Source organism: Spirosoma sp. (assembly GCF_026391055.1).
In the GTDB taxonomy this organism is placed as follows: Bacteria; Bacteroidota; Bacteroidia; order Cytophagales; family Spirosomataceae; genus Spirosoma.
On the sequence record NZ_JAPLET010000030.1, the window covers coordinates 288,749 to 312,999 of the forward strand.

Annotated in this window: 17 protein-coding genes; 4 read left to right on the forward strand and 13 right to left on the reverse strand. The window is 53.0% G+C overall.

Annotation, left to right across the window (positions count from 1 at the left end):
- Positions 1–53: 53 nt before the first annotated feature.
- The 9 genes from NT073_RS30305 to NT073_RS30345 form a co-directional block, all read right to left on the reverse strand.
- A complete protein-coding gene (locus NT073_RS30305; protein ID WP_297381652.1) occupies positions 54–410 on the reverse strand; it encodes a VanZ family protein in 357 nt (118 codons plus the stop codon).
- Positions 410–1,132: a gliding motility-associated ABC transporter permease subunit GldF gene (gldF, locus tag NT073_RS30310; protein WP_297381653.1), complete on the reverse strand. Its 723-nt coding sequence runs from the start codon at positions 1,130–1,132 to the stop codon at positions 410–412. Before gldF ends, NT073_RS30305 begins: the two co-directional genes overlap by 1 nt.
- A 48-nt stretch (positions 1,133–1,180) precedes the next feature.
- Positions 1,181–1,702 (reverse strand): DUF4199 domain-containing protein, encoded by a 522-nt coding sequence (locus tag NT073_RS30315; RefSeq protein ID WP_297381654.1) that lies wholly within the window; start codon positions 1,700–1,702, stop codon positions 1,181–1,183.
- Positions 1,703–1,717: 15 nt separating this feature from the next.
- Positions 1,718–2,269, reverse strand: a complete 552-nt coding sequence (locus tag NT073_RS30320) for a DUF4199 domain-containing protein (protein ID WP_297381655.1) — start codon at positions 2,267–2,269, stop codon at positions 1,718–1,720.
- Positions 2,266–3,570 (reverse strand): dihydroorotase, encoded by a 1,305-nt coding sequence (locus NT073_RS30325; protein ID WP_297381657.1) that lies wholly within the window; start codon positions 3,568–3,570, stop codon positions 2,266–2,268. The genes NT073_RS30320 and NT073_RS30325 overlap by 4 nt, the downstream gene beginning before the upstream one ends.
- Positions 3,571–3,669: 99 nt before the next feature.
- Positions 3,670–4,053, reverse strand: a complete 384-nt coding sequence (gene gcvH / locus NT073_RS30330) for a glycine cleavage system protein GcvH (protein ID WP_097127811.1) — start codon at positions 4,051–4,053, stop codon at positions 3,670–3,672.
- Positions 4,054–4,160: 107 nt separating this feature from the next.
- On the reverse strand, positions 4,161–5,237 hold the full coding sequence (locus NT073_RS30335) for an aldo/keto reductase (protein WP_297381659.1): 1,077 nt from the start codon (positions 5,235–5,237) through the stop codon (positions 4,161–4,163).
- A gap of 61 nt (positions 5,238–5,298) precedes the next feature.
- A complete protein-coding gene (gene sprA / locus NT073_RS30340) occupies positions 5,299–12,921 on the reverse strand; it encodes a cell surface protein SprA (protein ID WP_297381661.1) in 7,623 nt (2,540 codons plus the stop codon).
- A 264-nt stretch (positions 12,922–13,185) separates the two neighbouring features.
- Positions 13,186–14,712 (reverse strand): cellulose synthase family protein, encoded by a 1,527-nt coding sequence (locus tag NT073_RS30345; RefSeq protein ID WP_297381663.1) that lies wholly within the window; start codon positions 14,710–14,712, stop codon positions 13,186–13,188.
- 202 nt (positions 14,713–14,914) lie between these two features.
- Here NT073_RS30345 and NT073_RS30350 point away from each other — a divergent pair, with 202 nt between their 5' ends.
- The 3 genes from NT073_RS30350 to NT073_RS30360 all read left to right on the forward strand — a co-directional run bounded on the left by NT073_RS30350 (position 14,915) and on the right by NT073_RS30360 (position 17,468).
- Positions 14,915–15,715 carry a Rossmann-like and DUF2520 domain-containing protein gene (locus NT073_RS30350; RefSeq protein WP_297381664.1) on the forward strand — a complete coding sequence of 267 codons (801 nt, stop codon included), beginning with the start codon at positions 14,915–14,917 and terminating at the stop codon, positions 15,713–15,715.
- 153 nt (positions 15,716–15,868) lie between these two features.
- Positions 15,869–16,378: a hypothetical protein gene (locus NT073_RS30355; protein ID WP_297381666.1), complete on the forward strand. Its 510-nt coding sequence runs from the start codon at positions 15,869–15,871 to the stop codon at positions 16,376–16,378.
- A 64-nt stretch (positions 16,379–16,442) separates the two neighbouring features.
- Positions 16,443–17,468 carry a YCF48-related protein gene (locus tag NT073_RS30360; protein ID WP_297381668.1) on the forward strand — a complete coding sequence of 342 codons (1,026 nt, stop codon included), beginning with the start codon at positions 16,443–16,445 and terminating at the stop codon, positions 17,466–17,468.
- Between the two features lie 36 nt (positions 17,469–17,504).
- On the opposite strand, the gene NT073_RS30365 is transcribed toward NT073_RS30360, so the two are convergent.
- On the reverse strand, positions 17,505–18,491 hold the full coding sequence (locus NT073_RS30365; RefSeq protein WP_297381670.1) for an aldo/keto reductase: 987 nt from the start codon (positions 18,489–18,491) through the stop codon (positions 17,505–17,507).
- A gap of 165 nt (positions 18,492–18,656) precedes the next feature.
- Here NT073_RS30365 and NT073_RS30370 point away from each other — a divergent pair, with 165 nt between their 5' ends.
- On the forward strand, positions 18,657–19,730 hold the full coding sequence (locus tag NT073_RS30370; RefSeq protein ID WP_297381672.1) for a M48 family metalloprotease: 1,074 nt from the start codon (positions 18,657–18,659) through the stop codon (positions 19,728–19,730).
- A 45-nt stretch (positions 19,731–19,775) separates the two neighbouring features.
- Here NT073_RS30370 and NT073_RS30375 read toward each other — a convergent pair whose 3' ends face one another.
- The 3 genes from NT073_RS30375 to NT073_RS30385 all read right to left on the reverse strand — a co-directional run bounded on the left by NT073_RS30375 (position 19,776) and on the right by NT073_RS30385 (position 24,249).
- Positions 19,776–21,149 carry a PhoPQ-activated protein PqaA family protein gene (locus tag NT073_RS30375; protein WP_297381674.1) on the reverse strand — a complete coding sequence of 458 codons (1,374 nt, stop codon included), beginning with the start codon at positions 21,147–21,149 and terminating at the stop codon, positions 19,776–19,778.
- A 77-nt stretch (positions 21,150–21,226) separates the two neighbouring features.
- Positions 21,227–22,498, reverse strand: coding sequence for a hypothetical protein (locus tag NT073_RS30380; RefSeq protein ID WP_297381676.1), 1,272 nt, complete (start codon positions 22,496–22,498; stop codon positions 21,227–21,229).
- 107 nt (positions 22,499–22,605) lie between these two features.
- Positions 22,606–24,249 (reverse strand): SusD/RagB family nutrient-binding outer membrane lipoprotein, encoded by a 1,644-nt coding sequence (locus NT073_RS30385; protein ID WP_297381677.1) that lies wholly within the window; start codon positions 24,247–24,249, stop codon positions 22,606–22,608.
- Positions 24,250–24,251 lie beyond the last annotated feature (2 nt).

Here is a 24,251-nt window from a genome sequence, read left to right on the forward strand (position 1 = left end):
GCCTGACGTGTCTCGCAACGTCAGGCCCTTACCTGCTTGACTCCGATCAGCGATCAATACTCGATCTTCACCATTTTCTGAACGACGGGGGCCAGCAACAAGCCGATAATGACACCAACAAAATCGGCAGCCAGATCCATCCAGTCTCCGCTGCGGTTGATGGGTAACACGTATTGAAGCACTTCGATCAACGCCCCAAAAAGCAGACCCGCCACCATTACCGTAATGAACGGAAAACCGGTCATACGCCAGAGTATGGCAAAAAGGGCAAAGATCGATAAGTGCTGCCCTTTGTCATTCCAGGTCAATAGCTCATCCGGCAAGTCAGAATGCGGTGTTAAGCAGCCGATAAGCATTATGATCGTCCAGGCAATGGCCATCCATCGCACTAAAATCGGAGTAATTTTCATCAGGTTGATTTCAGCCTGTTGGCCGTGAGAAGAAGAAAAAGTATAACAAGACTGAGCAAATACACAACGTTTCGGGTGTCGATAATTCCCCGGCCCAGCGCCCGGTACTGTTCATCCAGTGCGAAGAGCGATAAATAGTACGAAAGCCCGCCGAGCAGGGTCAGACCCGCCAGGGCACTGAGGCCAACATAAAGCAAAAAGCAGAAGAAAACCCCCAGTACAAAGGCCACTACCTGGTTATCGTTGAGCGAAGAAGCCCATAAGCCAATGGCGACAAATACGCCCGCCAGCAACACTAGACCTACATACGACCCAAATACGCCCGCCGAGTCGATATTACCAATGGGCGAACCAAGCTGGTACAGCGTTATGTAATACAGTATCGTGGGGACCAGCGTAACTACAACAAGCAGCCAGCTCGCCAGAAACTTGCCGCCTACCACACCCCATCGGCTGACGGGCTTGGTCAACAACCATTCGAGGGTACCCGCCCGCACTTCATCGGCAATGGAGCGCATAGTAATGGCAGGCACCAGAAATAGCATGACATAGGGCGTCAGGTTAAAAAAAGTACCCATATCGGCATACCCATTCTCCAGCAAACTCGTATCCGGAAACACCCAGAGCAATAGCCCTACGGCTGTCAGAAATACGCCCATGATAATGTAGGCGATTGGCGACGAGAAGAATTGGTTGACCTCTTTACGAAAAATAGCCAGCACGGACAGAACTCGGTTTACGGTTCACCACAAAAACAGGTACACAAGTACTTAGTCAAACGGATTTGCTTTGTTCCGGCGTATAAACGCGGCCACAATCAGCGACAAGAGAAAGCCAACGATTAACGTGCCAAACACCCCGGCAATAAACGTAAATCCCGGCGACTGTAGCTTCTCCGACCATTCCATAGCCTGATCAATGGCTTCATCAGACATGTTTCCTTGTTCTTCCAGCTTCTCGCGGGCTTTTTCCATAGCCCGTTGCTGTACCGTTGGATCAATGAATACATTATAGAAGGTCGTAAAAGCCGAAGAGAGTATCCCGCCTATGGCAGAGGTAAGTGCCCCAAGGCCAAGCCCTTCGCCGTAGGCCATATAGCCGCCGTTTAACGACCTGAACTCCCGCATCGAAAGAATCAGGAAGGCAACCATTGCCCCTAAAGTCAGTCCGCTGAACAACGGATTGGTCGTCTGGTCGGTGAGGTACATAACCAGCGTAATAGCCATCAGTACGAGGCCAAAGATAACGCCCCATTTCAGGGCTACACGAGCGGTAGACGGTTGTTCATTCATAGTTACAAGTCGATTTTACTGCATGATGCTGTAATCCTGCTTCCGAAAAATAAGCGAAATGATCAGAACGGGCAGTACGGCTAGTGCTGTTTTTTTGGTAAGTTCGTCGGGCAGCAATACACCCGGCTGCATGGTCGATACTTTTTCCCACTGCTGGGCAAACGTTTCAGGGCCAAACTGATCGGTAATCTGCTTCTTGCCTTCCAGCAAAAGCTTTTTTGAATTTGTCACATACTCGGCAAAAACGCCCGGATCGATCTGGGTCACAAACAGGTAAATAAGCCAGCCCGTTACCAGGGCAGCTATCGTATTGAGAACATAACCAATGGTTAAGCCTTCCCATAAATGAAGCCGCCCCTGACCAATGTGCTTTCGGTAATACCAGACGGTGGCAATCATTACGATGATGTGAATCCCGTAATCAAGGACGCGGATATTCCCGAGCGCCGGTACGCCAATGGCATACAGACCCAGAAAATAAAGAAAGCAAAGAACCCCCGTAGCCAGCCCGGCAAGAAGCGGAAACTTTAATAGCGGATGCCCAAAATAATTGAGGATACTTTTCATAAGGTAGTCGTCAATTGGCCGCGATGCACCGTGCCGATTACGCGGCCCGTGAGCGTTTGGCCCAGAAATGGTGAGTTTTTCGATTTAGAGAACGTACGATCGTACGTCCAGCTACCCGCGGGGTCGAAGAGCGTCAGGGTGGCTGGTTGCCCCTCAGCAATGGCCGTTACCGGAAGGCGTAGTATCTGCCGGGGCCGGGTAGTCAGCTTCTCGATAAGTTGCGGTAAAGGCAAATCCTGATTGTGCATGATCGCATTGGAAAAAACCGTTTCCAGACCGATAATACCGAAATCGGCCTGGTCGAATTCCAGGTTTTTGCATTCCGGATCGTGGGGCGTATGGTCTGATACAATCGCATCGATGGTGCCGTCTTTCAGGCCGTCCCATAACGCACGCACATCGGCCACCGAGCGGAATGGCGGGTTTACTTTCAGATTTGTGTCGAAGCTCGACAGGGCCGAATCGTCAAAAACCAGTTGATGGGCCGCCACGTCGCAACTCACCGGGCTCCCTTTCGCTTTGGCCTGCCGGATCAACTCTACCGACCGGCCCGTTGAAATAGTCGAGAAGTGTAATGCGGGAGAAAATCCGTGTTCTGATTCGTGGGGTTCCGTCTGTCCTGCACCCACATAATCCAGCAGCCGCAAATCGCGCTCAATCATCAGCTCTTCGGCCAGCGCAGGTATGCCTTTCAGGCCGAGCAATGTGCTCTGAATGCCCTCGTGCATCTGTCCGAAACGCGTCAGCAGGGTTTCTTCCGGGCGGTTCATGAGCAGACCATTGACCGGCTGTAAGTACTGAAGTGTTTTAAGCAGCAGATCGGGGTTCTGAAGCGGGTGATTTCCATCCGAAAACGCAACGGCACCTGCATGGTGCAGGTCGAGCATTTCCGTAAAATCTTCACCAGCGGCTTTTTTTGTGACAGCGGCAATGACGTGTACCCGTACCGGCTGCCCCTCGGCCATCCGCTGAATATAGCCCAGTGTCCCCTTGGCATCCACAACGGGCTGCGTGTTGGGCAGTACGGCAATATCGGTGAATCCACCGGCAGCTGCGGCCCGGCACACGCTGGTCAGGTCTTCTTTGTGTTCGTAACCGGGGTCCTGGGTCAGCACGCGCATATCGACCCAACCGAGGGAGACGTGAAGATTATCGGCTTCAACGACCCGGACATTCGCGTCGACGGGCAAGTTGTTGCCAATCTGACGAATCAGGCCATTATCAACCAGAATATCACATACCTGTCCATCGAACGATGAAGCAGCATCAACAATACGGGCAGAACGAATCAGGAGTTGCATGAGTGACGTCCCGGCTGTTTTCGGGGGCAGGGGCCGGGTAAAAATGATTGTTTAAAAAAAAGGCCCCTTGCGGAGCCTTCTGGAGTTCAATGCGGTAAATCAGGCACCAACCAATTCCCGATAAGCATCGGCGGTTAGCAAGCCGTCCTGTTGCGACGCATCGGCGGGTTTCAGGCGGATAATCCAGCCTTCACCATATGGGTCGCTATTAAGCAGTTCCGGCGATTTTTCGATGGCCGGATTCAGCTCAAGGATCTCTCCCTCTACCGGCAGAAACAGATCTGATACAGTTTTAACAGCCTCAACCGCACCAAAAACCTCACCTTTCGGTAACGACTGACCAACGGTCGCAACATCAATGAAGATAATATCACCCAGTTCGTGTTGTGCGAATTCGGTAATACCAATTACGGCCGTACCGTCCTCTTCTATCCGAATCCATTCGTGATCCTCCGTATAGCTTAGTTCTGCAGGAAAATTCATTGTAGGGAAATTGATTTATGGCCGCAAAATACGACAGATGAGGGCGTATTTGCAAGCGATACCGGCCAGAACGTCCTGGCCGGTAATGGGAATTTACTGCTAGTCAACTATTTGGCAGCTACCGCTGATTGGTTCGGGGAGAAATTAGCTGCCCCCAGCCGGTCGTTGCCCTGCCGCTCGATCATCCATTGCGGGTATGGTTTTGGCTTAGCACTCACTTCGTCAAGTTGCTGAAGTTGCTCTGTGGTTAAGCGTATGTCAACCGCTTTGATGTTATCCAGAAGCTGGTCGGTATTCTTAGCCCCTATAATTACACTCGTAACGCCAGCTTTGGCCAGCACCCAGGCCAGCGCAATCCGGGCGACCGATACCCCCGATCCGTCTTCACGGTGCGCTTCGGCAATGGACTGCATCACCTCAATAATGTCGTAGGCATGCTCCTGATTAACGGGCGGGAAGTCGAAGTTGAGCCGCCGTGACCCGTCCTCCGGTTTATTATTCCGGGTGTACTTACCCGACAGAAAACCACCCGCCAGTGGGCTCCATGGCAAAATTGCCATCTGCTGATCCTGCACCATCGGTACAATCTCGTTTTCGAGGTCGCGACCAGCAATGGAATAGTAATTCTGGGTAGAAATAAACTTCGTCCAGCCGTGCTTATCGGCAATACCGTTGGCTTTCATGACCTGCCAGGCCGCTAGGTTCGAACAGCCAATGTAGCGCACCTTGCCGCTCCGGACTACATCTTCCAGCCCGCGCATGGTCTCTTCGAGGGGTGTGATGGGGTCAAATCCATGAATCTGGTACAGGTCGACATGGTCCAGTTGCAGGCGTTTGAGGCTATCCTCTATCTGCTGCATAATTTGCAAACGGCCCAGGCCAACCTGATTTTTCCCTTCGCCCATGCGGCCCCGCACTTTCGTGGCAATCACGAGTTCGCTGCGCGACAGACCCAGCGATTTGATCGACTGCCCGAGTAGCCGTTCCGACTCACCGAAAGAGTACACGTTGGCGGTGTCGATAAAGTTGATGCCGTTATCAACAGCGGTTTTCACAATCTCGTTGACGGCATCCTGCTGGAGTTCGCCCATGGCTTTCCAGTAGCCATTGCCGCCAAAAGTCATAGTGCCGAGACAGATTTCGGAGACGAGTACGCCGGTACTGCCAAGTTGGTTGTATTTCATAATTGTTTGCTAAGTAGTTGGTAAGTCAACTGGTGCATGAGGGCGATTGTTGACAATCTTCCTACTCTGCCAGATTAAACTTCACCTGGATACCGCCCGATGTTGTGGCGCGCCGGAAGGAATTCGAAACGAGCGGATCGTTGAACGTACGGTCGAAATAGAAGTTGAAGTTCAACCGGCGGTTAACGATGTAGCTAATCTGCGGGCGAAGCTGGAAGTTCACGTTACCGGCCGTAATGATCTGCTCGGCATCCAGTTTTCGCTGAATGGCCCGCGTATCGCGCAGGGTCAGGTTGCAGGAGAAGGTCAGGTCGTTTTTCAATCGCTTAACGGCCCCGTTTATCAGGAACGGGATGCGTACATTCTGCCGGGTAAAGCCCACCGAAGCCGTCAGGTCTTTATTGCTCAGTTCGGCCACCTGCGAGTTCGACAGATTCAGGGCTACGTCGCGGCTCTGGTTGTACTCCAGACGTCCGCTAATGCGGCTTTTGGTCTGAAACTGTACCCCTATCAACGGCTGAAACTTCTCCGACATGGTGATGGTACTCATCGCAAACACCGGTACATACTGCCCCAACTGATTAATAGCCGCTGCCATGGGGTAACCCTGCACGGCCAGGTTGACGTAAGCCGCTGTATAGTCCAGGTTCGAAATGAAGTTTCCGACACTGTAAGTCGACGAATAGCTGTGGTTGATGGTAAACGCGCTAAACTGTTTCCGAATAATACCCAGTCCCGACAGGCCATTGTAGGCAATTGTCCAGTTCGGCAGGGGGAAATTATAGAACGGCGACAATTGTGCTTTCTCAGCCGGCTGTCCGCTATAAGCCGCAAAGAATGCCGGAATCAGCACATCCTGCGATGTTTTGGTATACTCTCCTTTCACCACACCCTCAGAATTGGCTTTAGTCAACTTCTCAACAAAAAATTGACGGTAGCTCTCAAACCGGTCGAAAATGGGCGAGGTATTATCGCCCCGCAATCCTTCAAAAGCCGTACGGAACGACCAGAACGACATGCTGAACTGCCCGTTACGCACCGGCGAGTACGTCTCGAACGGGCCGCCCTGCGCCCCCGGCCGGAAGTATTCCTGATACGCATCCGTTCGGTCCAGACGCCAGTTGATCTGCATCCTGAAATCTTTGAAAGGCTCCAGCGTCGTATTGGCCGTAAACTTTCGGGTAATGTTCTGCTGGAAGGCCGTATTGAGTACCGTACTTGGCGAAAGCCATCCTTTATCAGCGGCCCGGTACGCAATGTTTGGGTCCTGACTACCCAGTACAAACCCAAGTCCCGGCGCACTCCCGGCCCCGGAACTAACGCCAAACAGCTTGGGCGTTGGTAAAAAGCCCGGTAGAATCGTCGACTCCTGCTGAATGTACGAGAAGTTGATCCCCCGAACCGTTAGCAAAGCCCGCGTAAAGTTTTTCAGCACCGTGTTCTCACTCCGGACAACATCCTCAACGTCGCCGGGGTTACGGGCAAAGTTCTTGCGAATGGGCGACGGGGTGTTGGCAAAACGCAGATACCTGATTTTGTTGTACAACCGAATTAAGTCGACCCGTCCGGTGATGCCCCGCTCCCGGTTGTTGCGAATCACGTTACCAAAGGGTACACCCAGCGAATCGGCCACGCCATAGGAGTTAGCCTGAAACTGGTACCCGACTCCATATACGGCATCGGCGGCAATCCAGTCGAGCAGCGGAATTTTGTCGAGCGGCAACCGGTATGTAGCCCGGATATCCTGCACGAAATTCTTCATCCGCCCGAGGTTCTTGAGGCTGGTCAGGATGGAGTCGCGCTTGGCCTGGGTATTGATATCGCCCGCAGGTTCGTCGATGATGGCGTTGGCCTGCGCATGGTAGGTCAGTACCAGACTGCGCGTGAGGTTCCAGGTCAGGTCGTAATACCGGTTGAAAAGGAAGTACTTTTCGTACTGCGGAATGATGCCATTGGTTGTCAGGTCCGAAGAGCGAAGCTGCGTTTTGATGAAACTTCGGTCCAGATCAGTCCGAATCGACACCAGCGTGGGCAGCAGCGTCAGGTTAAAATCCTTAAGCCAGCGTAAATAGGGAGCCTCGAAAGACGCCTTGTTGCGGAACGGCTCAAACGCTTTCGGCTGACCGGTGTAGGTGTACGCAATGCCCCCGCGCGTCTGCTGCTGTAAATACTCCTGCGTCAGAATATTTGTGCGTTTGGCATCGGTAAAGGCATAGGTAAAAGCAAAGTTTTCGAAATCCCAGAAGTGTGATTTTGACTCCGGGTTGGTCTTTACTTTTCTGACATTTGAGAAATTGTACCCTCGGCGGGTTGTGTTGTCCTGTACCAGTCGGCGGTAGCTGTCCCGGTCCGACTCCGCTTTCGTCGACAGCGATGTTTCCAGGGGCGTATCGGGGTCCAGCGGGTCAAAATGCGGGTCAACATTGCGGTGGTCGTAGTTCACGTAAAGCGGAATACGAAGCCCCCAGCTGGCAGGCAGGAACTTGTCGACGGCCAGCGCCGACGAAAAGCCAAATTCTGTTGTTGTTTCGAGCGCCCGCTCGCCAATACGCGTTTGCACCCCACCGAATCCAAAAGTCGTAATGCGGCCGGAGGCTGTCAGCGTACCAATGTCGGCCAGTTTCATATTCAGCGACCCGATAGCGGCCATGCCCGCGTGCTGGTCGTACCCATACGCCCGGAGTTCATCGACCCAGACCGTAAAGGATTTGGGGCGTTCGCCGTCACCAGCGATTTTGGGGTTGCGCACGCCAATCATGATCGACTGCACTGAACTCAAATCCGGGCTCCCAACCACGGTTAGTATATAGCGGTTGTTCACTGATCGTTCCGAGTACGGGAGCGATGTCCGGCGGGTGTACAACCGGTTCCGGTTGGCTTTTAGATTGATGAGTTCTTCCAGTGCCAGGTCCAGTTCATTCGCACTCGGCCAGACCACGTCGGCTGGTTGGTTACCGGACGGAGTAGCCACCAGATCGGGAATTTCAATTTCGTAATAGTTGTCCGTGTAGTCGGTTCCGACCCGAATGAAGGTAGACACCTGCCCGCTTTCGTTGTCGGGATTGTGCATGTGTACGAACATTTTGAGTCGCTCCCGGAACAGCAGATTAAGATTGGTATTCCGGAACGCCCCGCGCGAATCACCATCGCGCAGGTTGGTTACACTCAGGCGCATCGACTGTTCGTTCAGCTCAACGACGTTCGGCTGAGTATAGTCCCGGTCGCGAACGTAGCCCGGCGGTACGGAGTAAATGTATTTGTCACCTCCCTGAGCGCTCGTCTGGGTGCTGCTGTTTTCTTCTACGTTCACCGTCGACACCGTAAAGTTAGCATCGTAGGGTTCGGGCACTTCCTGTAGGCCGCGCTGGGTCAGGTCGCCGGTATACTTGCGGTACTGGTTGGCCTCCATCTGCAACTGAGCAAAACGCAGCACGACCGGCTCGGCAAAGTCGGTCAGGTACATCCGCATGAAACGCATGGACTTAAAGCCGTTGATGCTGCCCACTTTACGGAGTGGCTCACGAATCGGAATCCGGAACTGATACCAGGTAACAACGCCCCCTGGCGCCCCTTTTGTGGGTACAGATACTTTATCGACAATGTATTTCGATGCGCCCACTTCCAGTTTACCGGGCCGCAAGTCTACTTCGTACTCATAATATGCCTCGTTATCATTGATGGTATTATCGATGTTCAGGTCTTCAATATCGGGCAGTGTCGACGACGCGGGGGTCAGAAACTGGTTGGTGCTGGTGTTTTCGGGAGAGTTATTCTCCATGCCCATGAACCGCTTGTACCGCGCAACAAGGTATTTCTGCTGGTCTGCCTCTTCGCCCAGGTAAAACTTAAAATCATCGCCGGAAGGGTCCTGCTGAATCTCAGCCAGTACCGCCGGGTCAGTTACGCGCGTCTGGATGGCCCGTAAGTAATTCTGAAAAAACTGCTGTTCGGATGTCACCCCGTCCGGAATAGTAGGCTGGCTGCTCAATCCGTCCAGACCAATATCCTGCCGTTCGCGAACACCACTCTGAAAGGCGTTTGTGACAAACTGCTGCGTGGGCGCTTTCCCCCAGTTGGTTGTCTGAACACCCCCGATTCTGGGGTTGTTGGTCGTATCGGCACTGGCTGGGAAACCATTTTCGAACTCGTACCGGCCGTCTTTAATAACGTCTTCCGAAATATCGCCGAGGTTGAAGACCAGTTTACCGCCCGAGGTGTTGTTTATATTCTTTGTATCATCGCTGCTGCCCCGCACTTTACCGGCCTCACCGGGAACGAAAGGGTCCATCAGCCAGAATGTTACGTTCTCGATATTGGCGTTATCAAAATCAATGTCCGACGCGATGGCCCGCGTTACAGCCCCGAAATTCTGTCTGGGATTCGGCAGTCTACCAGCGGCATCCAGGTTGGTATTGTAGTTATACATCCCCCGCTCGGCCGGAAAATACGATACGTCGAGAATACTTTCGGGCAACTGAACCACCCGCGCCGACCGGCCCGGGAACAGATCCTGAGGGAGGAAAGGCCGCTCGTAAACGTGCCCATTTACGTCCTCCAAATCAATATTCGAAGCAACGCCCAGCGTACCCGTCGAGCCAAAAATACTGGGATCGACTGTGTAGACCGACATACGGGCACGGTTGTAGGCAAACGGCAACGGGTCGGCAAAGGAGCCCTGCGGAAACTGCTGGGGAGTAGCACCCAGTCGCCAGCGCGTGGGCTGACGGGTCAGATCGAAGATGGTGCGGGCCGCTTCAAAGTCATCCAGATAGCTTTCGTTCCGCGCCTTTTGGTTCGTACCGGGAAACAGCTGAGCCACTTCGGCATTGAGCTGAACCGTCGACATTTCTTTAGTCTGCACGCCCGGTAAGGCATCGAGCAGGCGCGTCAGGCCGGGAGCATCTTTGCGGATGTTGGCGTTAACGCCCAGAATGGTGTTGTTGACGGGCTCATTGCCAAGGGCCACGCGGGTCAGAAAACCGGCGGGCGTCTCTTTCATGTGCATAGCCGTCAGCCCGATACTAACGTCTCTATTGATGGCGTAATCCAGTCGGGTACCAATCAGGGTACGAATCTGGTTCTGGAACAGGTCGGGCTGTTCGTAGCTGATGCGAATCTCGCGGCCGGAATTCGTTACGCTCTCGTTGATGATCCGCAACCGGCCAATCTGTGCTTCGAGTATGTAGTCCTGACCGGCTACCAGCGGCACACCACCGGCGGTTACCGTCACCGACTGCTCATTGACGCCATAAGGCAGTTGCACTTCGGCTCCATTCCCCGACTGGAAAGACCCTTTCAGGAAAAACTTGTTCTTCTCCGCAATCTGCTGAGCGTCGGTTTGCGTGGTTCGGTACAATTGGTCGAACACGTACTTGGACCGCAAAGTCGCGTCATTACCAAGCCGGGTAGCCAGATAAGCCCCGAACGGCTCCAGCGTCGGAAAAATGATCTTGCCGTACCGGCTGTCGATGGTGATGTTCTCGACATAGTCGAAGTTACCATCGGGCTGGGCGTCCAGCTGCTGGTTGAGTCGGTCCATGCCGAACACCTGAACCAGCGGTATGTTTTGAATCGGCCCCTCCTGAAGGTTGGGGTTGTCGATACCCGTTAAGTCGTCCTTGTAAATAACCCGTAACTGGAATCCCTGACGCGTAATCTGTGCCGTATTGAGGGAGTAGATGTTTTTCATCATCAGGTTCCACATCGGCAACTGGAGATTATTACGGAGCGTAGCTGACTTTAGCAATTTCAGTACCAGCACCTCATCGTCACGCCGGGCCTGATAATCTTCGGTTAGTTCACCCACTTTATAGCGTCGGCCCTGGTAAGTATACTCGTAGGCAACGGCCAGAATCTCATCGTTTCGCAGGGGCGTTACCAGCGAGATATAGCCCAGTTCGGGCTGGAGTTTGTATTCCCGGTCGGTCAGGCGTTTGGCCCCCCGCAGCAGGTCGTAATCCGTTCCTTTATTAAGTGTATAAGTACCCGTCAATACCTCATTGGCCCGGTCCACTTGCCGAAACGGGTTGGCGGTATTGGCGGTGAGTTTATTGTACAGGCTGTTAGCTGCGTTGTCGGTCGGGGTTCGGTTATTGCGGGAAAAGGGCGGCAGGTTCGGGTTGTTCTGCGCGTATGGGTTGCCTTCGCCCAAATCCTGAAAGCCAGCGATGTTTCGCAGGGATTCGGTCGTGTTCGTCCGGTTCGTCACGTACACTTCCACGCGTGTTATGTTTACTCCCGAGGTTACCTGGGGCAGCGTTTTCAGCGACGATTCGTAGTTGGCCCGGAAGAACTGCGACAGGAAAAAGTGCCGGTTTTCGTCGTACTGATCGGCCCGGATTTCGAACGGACGGCTCGACGTTCCCCCACGCAGCACAATCTCGTTCTTCCGCGACCGCTGTTGCGAAGCGACCAGCGTGGCGTTCAGCTTACCGAACCGCAACTGGGTTTTTATACCGAATAGGTTCTGTACACCCGGTATTAACTGACTATTGACCGCCCAGCTAATGTTACCCACTTCCAGCCCTTGCAGTATGCTTTCGTTCTGGGGTGTAAAATTGGGCATTGATCCGTTCATACCCGGTACATTCGGCATACCCGGCAGATTGGGTGTACCAGGCAGGTTAGGAACGCTGGGTAGATTAGGCATTCCTGGAAGGCCCTGTCCGGTACCCAACGCGGGTAAACCACCGCCCGGCCGGTAATTCAGTTTGAGGGCGTTCTCGAAGTTAAAGCTGGCTTTGGTGTCGAAATTGGCCAGTACGCCCAGCTTTTCGCCGATCTTGCCGTTGAAATTTATACTGATCTGCTCATTGAACAGAAAGTTGCCATTCCGGCGCTGACGAACAGGAAGAACCGGGTTATCAATGAATTGATACAGGTACCCAAAATCGAGGGTCACAAATCCATTGGGTTTGAAGTCGACCTGACTACCGCCAAAAAGCCGGTCAATAACGGGCGGCAGTTCGAGCTTAGGGACCAGTCCCCGCCCACTTAGCGCACTTTGCCCATCACGCTTGGCACTGTATTCACGCCATATATTTTGTTCAACCCGCTGGTTTTGGAGCTGGTTGTAGGTTGAGAAAGGAATTGTTTCGCCGGGGCGGTACGGCAAGCCAAACTGCGTAGGCGGCAGAATAGCCCCCTGAACGGTGGTACTCACAACCGGTGCCGAACTGGTAGCCGTGTTGCTCATGGGTGCCCCGGAAAGCGACACGCCCGACCGTACCCGTTCCGTAATGGCAATATTCCCATCGGGACCTAACCGAAAATCGGTGGAAACACCTTTGGGATCACGAAGAATAAATGGTGATTTTGATGACCGCTCCGAAAACCGTGTGGCCCGTCGGTCGGGCCAGTTAACGGTTGGCCGCCGGTTGGCGCTTCGCAGTGAGCGGATGCTATCAGTACGCTCCTGAAGGGCCTGTTTGGCCGAGTCGGCTCGCATAATGGCCCGTCGACGGGCGTTGGCGCGTGCCGAATCAGTTGCAGCCTGTTGGCGTCGGGTAGCCGCTCCGCGCCGGGCGGGTGTTGTAGTGGGTTGTTCCTGTCCTAAACTCACTCCCAGTCCAATAAGCAACCAGCATCCCATCATGAGCCACCCGTTTGGAACAAACAGGAGCCTGGTGACAGCGGGAATTAAGTGGCTAACGACAGACGTGTGAACAAAGTAAGGGTTCACCATTGAGGGTACTTTATAGTTCAGAATTTGTAGCGTATGGGACGTTCTTCTATCAAACGGCCGAAATCGGCCCAATCGTCTAATTGAATGACAGATTTTTTATATAGCTCTTTTCTTTCGGTATAGCATATGTATATAACAAAAGTAGGCATTAAGCGAATGGCATACGAATAAGTGTCACGACGATTTGAAATATTTTTCGTTCGTGAACTTCTCCGCACCTATCACCTAATGCCTTACAATTACCAGGCCAGAATCTAAAAATGATTAGTGAGACTCCTTAACCGTTATCCCCGTCAAGGGCAAAACAGACACTGGCGATGAGCGCCTTACGGCCTGAATAAGCGAATAAATAGTAACCATACCAAATCCCACCATCAGCATGATATGAAGAAAAAACATCCGGAAATCCTGTAGGTAAACGGCCAGCCCAAGACCAAAGAAGAAGTATAAAGCAAGGAATCCTTCAGCAATCGTTAGCCAGCTAATCCGGCGGCTGATGTACTTGTTGGCAGCCCAACTGTCGGCGGCTGTTTTCACGTTGAACTTGGGTGTCCGGACAAAAGGCGTCTTGCGCCCCATGTATCCTTCAACTACAGCAATGGTGTTGTGCAGCGACAAGCCCATCATGAGCGATGAATACATCGGAAAATACCACGCGAGCCGGGCTTTATTAGCACCTTTTAAAAACCACACGGGTATGCCGTAAAAGGTAATCAGGATGAGCAGGTTAAACTGAAAGAGGTTTATCACAACAAACACCCACTCCCACTCGGGATGCTGGCTACGAATGTAAATGAGGGGCACACTCATCACGCCCAGAATCAGCACCAGAATAAAGGTGGCACTGCTGAAGAGGTGAAAAAATGCGTGCAGTTTCATTGACAGCGAAACGCCCGGTGTTTTCAGCACGTTGACGAACAGTTTGCGGGCACATTCGGCGGCTCCTTTCATCCAGCGGTACTGCTGCGACTTGAGGGCATTCATGGCCACGGGTAGCTCGGCGGGTGAGCCCACATCTTCCCGGTACACAAACTTCCAGCCCCGCAGCTGTGCCCGGTAGCTCAGGTCCAGGTCTTCCGTCAGCGTATCGCTTTGCCAGCCACCGGCATCGGCGATGGCCACTTTGCGCCATACGCCACCCGTACCGTTGAAATTAGCGAGCAGTCCGGCAGCATAGCGCCCGCTTTGCTCAACCGTAAAATGGGCATTAAGCCCGAATGCCTGCAATTGCGTGATTAGCGAAAAGTCTTCGTTCAGGTGCTCCCAGCGGGTTTGCACAATGGCTACTTTCGGATCGGCAAAGTGCGGCACCGTTTTGAGCAGAAACTCAGGGTCCGGCACAAAGTCGGCGTCGAAAATGGCGACAAACTCTCCTTTCGCCAGCGTAAGTCCATAGGCGAGGGCTCCGGCTTTAAACCCCTTGCGCTCCGGCCGACGAATGTGTTCAATATCAAATCCCTGCTTTTTGTATTCGGCCACTTTTCGGGCAATAATAGAGACGGTTTCGTCTGTTGAGTCGTCCAGCACCTGGATATCGAGCTTATCTTTTGGGTATTTCAACAGCACGACGGCGTCGATCAGTCGCTCCACGACGTACAATTCATTGTAAACAGGCAGTTGAACGGTGAGCCTGGGCAGGGCATCCGGCGAATAATCAGCGGCCGATTGGGCGAGTGCCCGACGCTTCTTTTCTGAACGTAAATAACTAATTATCAGACTTAATTGACCACAGTTATATACAAACAACAGGAGTAAGGCTATTGCGTATAGTATCAGGACCAGAATTTCCATATTGACGAAGACGAGACGATAGTGCCATGCGCTAGTAATCTAATATTTTAGTAGACTAAGCTTATGAGTAACTGGAGAAGTAGCCAAATGGTTAGCGGATGAAGGGTCTAATTAGGCTGTGTCTCGGGATATGTTGGCTAAGTTTCCAGACGAGCCTATCGGCACTAAACCCAGATTCGCGTAAAATAGCCTATACTTGAACATGGAAATTTCGTTTATCGGTGCCGGAAACCTTGCCTGGCACCTCGCTCCGGCGCTCGAAAACGCTGGCCATCACATCAATGAGGTCTATAGCCGACAGCTGCAACATGCGCGCCAGTTGGTCAGTAACTTGTACGACGCGCATACCCATTCGGAGTTGAACTTCGCCGATAGCCCATCGAAATTATTTATCCTGGCCATTCCCGACGATGCCCTCGAACAGGTCTGTTCGCAACTGGTTTTACCGGAAGATGCTATTCTGGTACATACAGCCGGTGCCCGTACGCTTGCCTCGCTGGAACAGTGGATGGCCATTTACAGTGATGTACCCGTTCAAACGGGTGTCTTTTATCCGCTCCAGACGTTCAGCAAAGGGCAGTCGTTTATGGTGTTCGACGAAATTCCACTCTGCATCGAATCGGGCGACAGCGTAACGGAGGAAACCCTGGTACAGTTGGGTCAGGACATCAGCGATATTGTTTACATTATCACGTCTGAAGAACGTCGGGCGCTGCACGTTGCCGCTGTTTTTGCCTGCAATTTTACCAACCACCTGCTCACACTCGCCCACGACCTTACCGTACAGGACGGACTGGATTTCGACCTGCTCCGGCCCATCATCGGCGAAACTTTTCGGAAAGGACTGGCCGCTTCCGATCCGGCGGATGTACAGACAGGCCCCGCCCGCCGTGGTGACCTGACCACCATTGACACGCATCTGGCCTACCTCAGCAACCAGCCGAAGCTCTCCGAGATTTACCAGTTACTCACACAAAGCATTCAGCATCAATACCGCCAGTAATCCAATATGACTTTTCGCTTAACGTCAATTTAGGTATCTACCGGGGCATCTGTCAAAAACCCGCATATAAGGATTACAACCGTACCCTAAAAGCGTACCAGAACCGATTTACACGTATTTTAAGTACCTTCGCCCTTCTCAATTGCATGAACCGTGAAGACCTATCAGTATTTAAGAAGTGGTATTCTGGAAGCGTATCTGTTGGGGTCGGCCACAGAAAAAGAAAAGGAAGAAGTCGAGAAACTTCTGACAACAGATGCGGATGTACTGGCTGAACTAAACGAATTGGAAGCCAGCATGGAAGACTATTTTTTACGTAATGCGGTTCCTCCCCCACCCGGCATCCGGGAGGCCGTTGAGCTACGCATCAGCCAGACAGAAGTAAAAAAATGGGAAAAGCCACCCCATACTTACACGGAGCCTAAATCAACGGAATCAGAAGAGAGGGGGCCTTCTTATGTACACGTTGAGGTAGATAACACGCACATCCGGGTGCATAAGTACTGGCGTACCGCCTTTATCGCCATTTTCATCCTGTCGAAAGTGTTTTTGATTCTTGGTCTTTATTATTACTTCAAAGCGTCCAGCCAGGCCGATGAAATCGACCGACTGAAAGCCCAGATACAGCAAACAAGTCCCCTTTCACGTCCGGCAACACCCTGATCAGCCAATCGGACGGATTGGCTTTCGACGGTATTTTATTCATTTTGCAGTCAATACACGCCCGATGAAACACATCATTCTTAGTATCACCTTCAGTTTTTTACTGACGCTGCCCGCTTTGTCGCAGTGGCAACCCCAAACCGTAACGACCGATGCCAGTTTCAGGGCGGTTAGCGTAGCCAGCCCGGATGTTGCCTGGCTTGGTGGCACCAAAGGCACCTTCGTCCGAACCGTCGACGGTGGGAAAACGTGGCAAACCGGCACCGTGCCTGACGCCCAAACCTGCGACTTTCGCGATGTTCAGGCCATCGACGCCCAAACGGCCTACCTCATGAGCGCCGGACCTGCCGAACAGGGACAGGCTCGTATTTATAAAACGACCGACGCCGGGCAGCACTGGACACTTCTCTATCAGACGCAGCAGAAAGGGGTGTTTTTTGACGGCATCGACTTCTGGGACGAGCAGCACGGCATTGTTTTCAGTGATCCCATTGAAGGGAAATGGTTCATGCTAACGACCGACGACGGGGGTAAAACCTGGCAGCCGGTTTCGTCCGCAGCATTACCCCTGATGGAACCGAACGAAGCGGCCTTTGCCGCCAGCGGTACCAGTCTGGTTGTGCAGGGCAAGCGTAATGTCTGGATTGCATCGGGTGGAGGTACGTTCGGGCGGGTTTTCCGATCTACCGATCGGGGCCGTACATGGGCGGTCAGCAACACTCCTCTCCCAGCGGGCGAAGCCACAGGCCTGTTCGGGATGCGCTTTTTTACGAACAAAATCGGGGTTGTTGTCGGCGGTAATTATAAGAAGGAACAACTGCCTGGCGCGAATGCGGCCATCACGCGCGATGGCGGGCAAAGCTGGCAGTTGCTTACCCCTACTGACCCGCCCGGCCTGAAAGAAGCCGTTGCCCTGCTCCCCGGCGACCGGTTACTCACTGTAGGGCCTTCCGGCACGAGCCTTTCCGCCGATCAGGGCCAGACCTGGCAGCGACTCGACAATGACGGGTTTCATTCGGTGGCCTGCGCCAAAGGCACCTGTTACGCCGTTGGTGCCAAAGGAAAAGTAGCCATGCAGCGGTTTAAGTGAGGTATTGTGGTGGCAGGTTCTCAAACCTGCCACTCTTTAGTTCTTGTCCACAAACTTGTAGTTCGCTTCGTTATAGCGGTCGCCGGTGTTCGGGTAGGTTGCCAGCAGGGTTTCGATAGCGGCAATGTCATGAGTCGTCAACTTAACGTCCACGGCCCCGGCATTATCCAGCAGGTAGTTTCTGCGTTTGGTACCCGGAATGGGAATAATGTTGTCGCCCTGCGCCAGCACCCAGGCCAACGCCAGCTGAGCAGGTGTGCAGCTTTTGTTCGCTGCGATTTCGGCGAAGCCTTGTGCCAGATTTTTGTTATTTTCTGCGTACTCTTTCTGATAGCGGGGTAACGTTTTCCGAAAATCCGTTGGTGCCAGCTCATTCACATCCAGCGCATTGGTTATTAGCCCACGCGCCAGCGGGCTAAACGGCACAAAGGATATTCCCAACTCCTTGCAAAGCGGCATAATTTCGGTTTCTACGTCTCGCGTCAGAAGCGAATATTCACTTTGAAGGGCAGATATGGGGTGCACCGCATTGGCCCGGCGGATGGAATTGGCAGAGGCTTCGGATAAGCCGAGGTACCGTACTTTACCCTCTTTTACCAGGTCGGCCATTGCGCCAACCATGTCTTCCACGGGCACGTTAGGATCGATCCGGTGGGCATAATACAGGTCGATCACGTCCGTTCGCAGTCGTTTCAGGCTGGCTTCCACGGCTATTTTTATATAAGCCGGTGATCCATCGAACTCCGTCAGTTTCCCGTCGGCATCGGCGCGAAAGCCGAATTTGGTGGCAATGAAAATTTTGTCTCTGTTAGGGACCAGCACTCTCGACACCAGTTCTTCATTTTTCCCATTGGCATAGGCGTCGGCAGTATCCCAGAAATTGATGCCTATGTCGAGGGCTTTTTCGAGAGTGGCAATGGACTCTTCATCATTTGGTTCACCATAAGCATGGTTCATACCCATGCAGCCCAGCCCGATGGCCGATAAGTTAACATCTGTATTGCCAAGTTTTCTGTATTTCATTATCTGCGGGTTTTATAGGCAAGTTCGGTAAATAGCCGCAACGGTCTACCCTCGCCGGACACCTTTTTGGCAAGTGTCCCGCAAAACTTTCCCGGCAGGGGTCTAAAATAGCGACCCGGTTTTCTTCGTTATTCTGCCGTGTTGAACGATTAACCCCACCCGGTTATGCCTGTGAGAGCGGCTTTAGTGTTATCCTCTTTTTTTCTGACAACGGCCCTTGCCGTACCCTTATTTGCCCAGACACCCCCAACAGCCCTGCCGTTTGCGTCCGGCGCGTTCATTTGCAGCTACACGGGCGGCAAAGTGAGTCCAGACGTTATCTGCTCGCCTACGACCTCTTCAAACCGCCACGCTGAGAACGTCGTTGACCGCATCCTGAAACCCATCGGGCTGATGCGGAACTTCAAAGTCATTGAATGCTCCAACACCGACAATTGCTTTGCCACCGTGCTGAAAGGCCAGCGCTTTATTGTGTACGATGGCGCGTTCATGCAGCAAATCGAAGAGGAAACCGAAACTGACTGGTCGGCAATCAGCATCATGGCGCACGAGATCGGGCACCACTTGCAGGGCCACACCATCGACGGGCGAGGTGGGCAGCCGATAAAAGAAATCGAAGCCGACAAATTTTCGGGCTTTGTCCTGCATCAGTTGGGAGCATCGCTGGAAGACGCCACCGTAGCCGTCAGGGCGCTTGGCGACGACCATGCTACCTCAACGCACCCGGCCAAACCGGCCCGTATCGAGGCCATCCGAAAAGGGTGGCTGGAAGCGGAAGCCATGTACCCCAAAAGCCGAACGACTATAAAAACCCCAACGGCTATGGCTCCCAAACCCATTAATACGACACCCGCTGCCGTAGCCACAGCCCGGCCCGTTGTGACACCCGGCAGGGCACCCCAGCCGTCCGGTAATCGGGCAACCGTTGGCTGTGTATCGGGCGATTGCGAAGATGGAACAGGCGTGTTCGTTTACCCAACGCGTGAGCGCTACGCCGGTGAGTTCGAAGAGGGCGACAAGCACGGCGAAGGCGTCGAGTATTACGCCGATGGTAAGGTAAAATACAAAGGCAATTTCCGCGATAACCTCCGCTCCGACTACGGCGTATATTACTATCGAAACGGCGACAAATACGCGGGATGGTTCAAGAATAACGTGCCCAATGGCAAAGGCACCTACTTTTTTGCCGGTGGCGACAAAATTGAAGCAACTTTTAAAAATGGTCAGCCCGTTCAGTAGAGTCCGAACGGGCTGACCATTTTTGAAATGAAAGTGGTAAGGTCGTTACTTCAGAAAAATCTCGTCATTGTCGGTCACGAACATCCGGGTACTTTCCGTGTAGGTGCCGCCCGTTGGCGATTTATACTTCAGATCAACGTAAAACGCCCGGAAACCCGATGCTGGATACGTATCCGTTAGTGTAACGGTTCCTTTATTTTTAATTCCCAGGCTTTTGCCTTCCCACTTCTCGTCCTGAAAAATCATATCCGTTGAATTAGCCGACCAGATGACGGCGTCTTCGAGTAAATCGGCCGTTGCTTTTACGGTCAGGTTCACCCCTGTTTTGGTCGTCGAAACGGTCCACTGGCAGGCTGGGTAGGGCTGCCGGGTAAGAGTCGTCCCGAAGAACGCGTTTAGTGCTTCCAGCGCCTGTCGTTTATCGCCCAAGTCGTGTCCCACGTTCGGAACATAATGAATAAAATTCTCGCCCGGAATCTGGCCAATGTAGTGCTTAACGGCATCGACCGTCCAGTACTCATCGTTAGTACCCATAATGAGCATTTTGGGCATGGTCAGCTTTTTACGGTATGAATAGGGGTCGATCATCTGGTTAATAGCTGCTCCTTCCTTGCTGTGTACCGTTTGCGGAATACCGATTTTCACGTAGTCTTCGATCTGCTCGCTGTACTTGTTCCAGACCTTCATCTGGTAATCCAGATTGACGGGCATGTTCAGCACATCAATGACCATGGGCGCAATGGCCGCAACCCGTTTGTCGCTGGCCCCCGTCAACCAGGTGGTCCAGCCACGCTTGGAAGCTCCCGACACAACGAAGCGGTTAACGTCTTTGTGCAGTGTTTGTTTAGCCAGTTCCTGCACGGCGTCCATGGCCCGAACGGCACTCTTCGTCATCGGAAAAAGCAGCGGCCAGGAGTAATCCCCGTCTTTTTTGAACTGATGCAGGGTGTAGGAGATCAGGGCATCTTCCGTCAGGTTATCGTATAGTGGCTGATTGGGTGTTTGCCGAAGTACGGCCACAATGGCTTTGTTTTTCGTAGCCAGCGTGCTCATAGCCCGGTTAAAGCCATCCTCGCGGCCATTCCATCTGGGTTCGCCTTCTTTGAGCGACCCGCCCGTGATGAACAGCAAAGCCCCATCTTGATTGACTTCTTTCGGCACCATTACGGTTAACTGGTGCTTCCAGAGGTGTTCACGCCATTTTTGGGAGGTGAGCATCACTTCATAGGCCGTAATATCACCATAGGTGTACGTATCTTTCACTTCCCACTTAAATGACTGGTCGCCGTTTTTGAGATAGCTTTCCAGGGCAGTGGCCGGGGTAATGCCATCGGCGGGTTCGGGCAGATCGAACGAGAAAAGCGCGCTGACGCCAAGGAGACCGGCGAGGGCAATGGGTTTGAATCGATTTAGTTTCATGGAGTAAAGGGGTCTCCCGCTCCTTTTCAGAAGCGGGAGACAGGGTTTAGGAAATTAGTCAATACAGGGCATTTACGCTATTTATAGTCATCCGCTTTTGGCGAACCGGCAATTAATTTCAGGGCTTCGTCCATGTAAATCTCGGCCGTGTTTTCACCCAGACTGGTCCGGCTGATGTACTCGTACCGTTTAAAGCTGTTGAAGTCTACTTTCGTGAGCATATACCCGAAAGCATCGTTCGTCAGGCCAAATAACAAAGGCACATGGGCGTGCATGTGTCGCTTTAGGTAATACCCGATGTTCGGCAGGGCTTCGCCGGGAATGGTCAGTACCTGTGCGCTGCCAATGTTGAGGAGGTTCACTTGAGCCACCACCTTATCCCCGGCGGCAATGGGGTACTTCAACGGTGAGTTCTTGACGATGTACTTCATCACCTCCGACTCGATGGGAAATGTAATGTTACGGGTGGTACAGAATAAGGTAGGGTTCGATTGCGGCTCAACGGGAGTTACGATACGCAGGGCTTCGTCGGCCAGCAGCTCGCCAATGCGGATACATTCTTCCCAGGTATTGGCTTCTTTGCCATTCTCCCGCCGGTTGTCGGCCGTGACCATGCCGCCCTGAGCGCCGTTCATGAACAGGGCCACACCCCCCACTTTCGACTCGATTCGCTGACAAAGCGGACCACATAAATCCGGACTGAGGATACCTCGGTCCGAGCCGATCACCTCCGGATGAATGGCGTAGTTGACCAGCGTTACAATGGGCTTTCCGGTATTCGTGCCAGATGTAGCAATAGCTTGTATGACCCCACAGCGAGGGTCATATAACGCCGGAGCATAATAGTTGTAGGCAATTTGCCCTTTGGCATCGCCAACGGCAATTTTCAGGGTGGCCGGACTTGCCGTTGCCAGTGCTTCATTAACGGCATCGGCAATGGCGTGTACGCATTTGTCCAGATACGGAAGGTCGGCAAACGACTCCCCTTTTTCGTTCGGGAAGCCATAGGCATCCGGGCCACTGTGGGTGTGCGTAGCACCGATCAGGATATTTTCGGGTGGAATTCCCTTGATGAGCGCCCTCGATTTGTTACCCAGTACCGATGGCCAGCCCAGGTTATCGACGCTGACGATGGCAACGCGCGTACTCCCCCGTTCGAAAACACAGGCCCGGACAAATAACTCCCCTTTTGCCTCGACCGCTTTTTTGGGCGTACCAATTCCGCCGGAAACGGGCAGCAACGGGTTGGGCGTAATCAGCCGGACAGCCGCCCCTACCTTAAAGACTTGGGCGGAAACGGAAACGACCGTCAGGCCGAAGAATAGAAGCGCAACGACGATTTTTTTCATGTCAGCTAAACCGTTAGGTGGTTTTTTCGGTGTTCTTGTATGGTGTCAGTTTCTCAAAGCTGATACCATACAAGAACACCGAAAAAACCACCACAGAAACAAAAAATCTACCAGGGTTTACCGGTTCCCTGAACCAGCCAGGGTTTCGACCAGGCACTGTTTTTCCCGTCGGATTGCGAGTTTGTGGTCACCTCCAGTTTATCGACGGCCGCACCGGCATTGGCTTTGTTGAGGTTCAGCTCATCCCGCATATAGTAAAACCGCAGCGGCAGGGCTTTCCGTTTGGCAGCAACACCCGCCGACAGGGCCGGTAAGCCCGTTCGCCGGTAGTCGAACCAGGCCTCCGTGGCGTTGGTCCAGCTCGCAATCCATTTCTGCCCGATTATCTGTGCCTGTGTACCCTCGTAAGCGACCCCTTTCTGCATAATAAACGTGGGATAGCTGCTGGCTACTCCCCAGGTAGTGAGCGATGCTTTAACCCCGGCTTCGTACTGCGTTTTGGCATCTCCGGCAGCCCAGCCTTTCAGGGCCGCTTCGGCCAGAATAAACCGCACTTCAGCCGCCGACATCAGCCGGGCTTTCAGCAACGAGCCTTTGGCCTGCATGTATATCTCATTCAGATACGAAACGTGCGGATTAACCGAGGTCTGGCCCGGTGTCGGGTTGAAGTTATAGCCCGATGGCAGCTGCGATACGCTGGGGGGTAACCCTACGTAATTTGGGTCGGTATCGATGGGTGTTGCGCCCACTTTGTCCGGCGACAGGTACCGCACACCATTTACAATCTTGTCTGTACCGGCGGGCAGCGTGGCATCGACCGAGAGGGGAATCTCTACCTTCTTCGCCCAGATCGCGAGCCGTGGGTCATTGGTAGCCTGCATCGGTTTGAGCAGGGTCGAACACATTTTTATCCGGCGGTAGTTGCTGCCGCTGATGTCGAATACCGTATTTGACGGCCAGGCATCCCCCGAGTTATTACCCACAAACGCCATGGTGGCATCGGCCGATGCATCATCGATAATTGGGTACTGAGCTGGATTGGCAACAATCTTCTCGATACCCGCTTTGGCTACATCGGGCTGTTTGGCCGAAATGCGCATCAAGTACCGGAGCTTGAGCGAATTGGCCAGTTTCTGCCATTTGGTCGGATCGCCCCCGTAATACACATCGGCACTTTCCACAATGCTGGAATAGGCCGTTTTTGGTTTCGACAGCAAGGTGCTGGCTTTGTCCAGATCGGCCAGAATACCCGCGTAAATGGTGGCCTGATCGTCAAATTTAGGCGTAATGTAGTCGGCCCCACCCGCTTCACCTTTCAGCGCATTGGTATAGGGCGCATCGCCCCACAGATCGGTGATCAGGCCGAAGATCATGGATTTCATGACCAGCGCGACCCCCTGCTGAAACTCCATATTGAGCGTAACCGACCGCTGGTAGAGCAGATCATTGTTGCGGAGCAGGTCGTAGTAAGGGGTCCAGCTTTGGTCGCCCCCCCAGTCGTAGTCGTTGTGCCCGTTAAACCAGGCATCTTTCTGCGTGTGCTGAACCACCCCGGCAATGTCCTGAAAGCCAAGGTTTACGAAGGCTTTCCCGGTTTCGGTGAGGACGGTGGGCAGAATCAGGTTCGGGTTGACCGTTTCGGGCTGAACGCCGTTGGGGTTTATATTCAACTGGCTCAGGTCTTTACAGGAAAACAGGAAAGACACAAACAGAACCAGACAGACAGTATTTTTTTTAAGGATATTTTTCATGG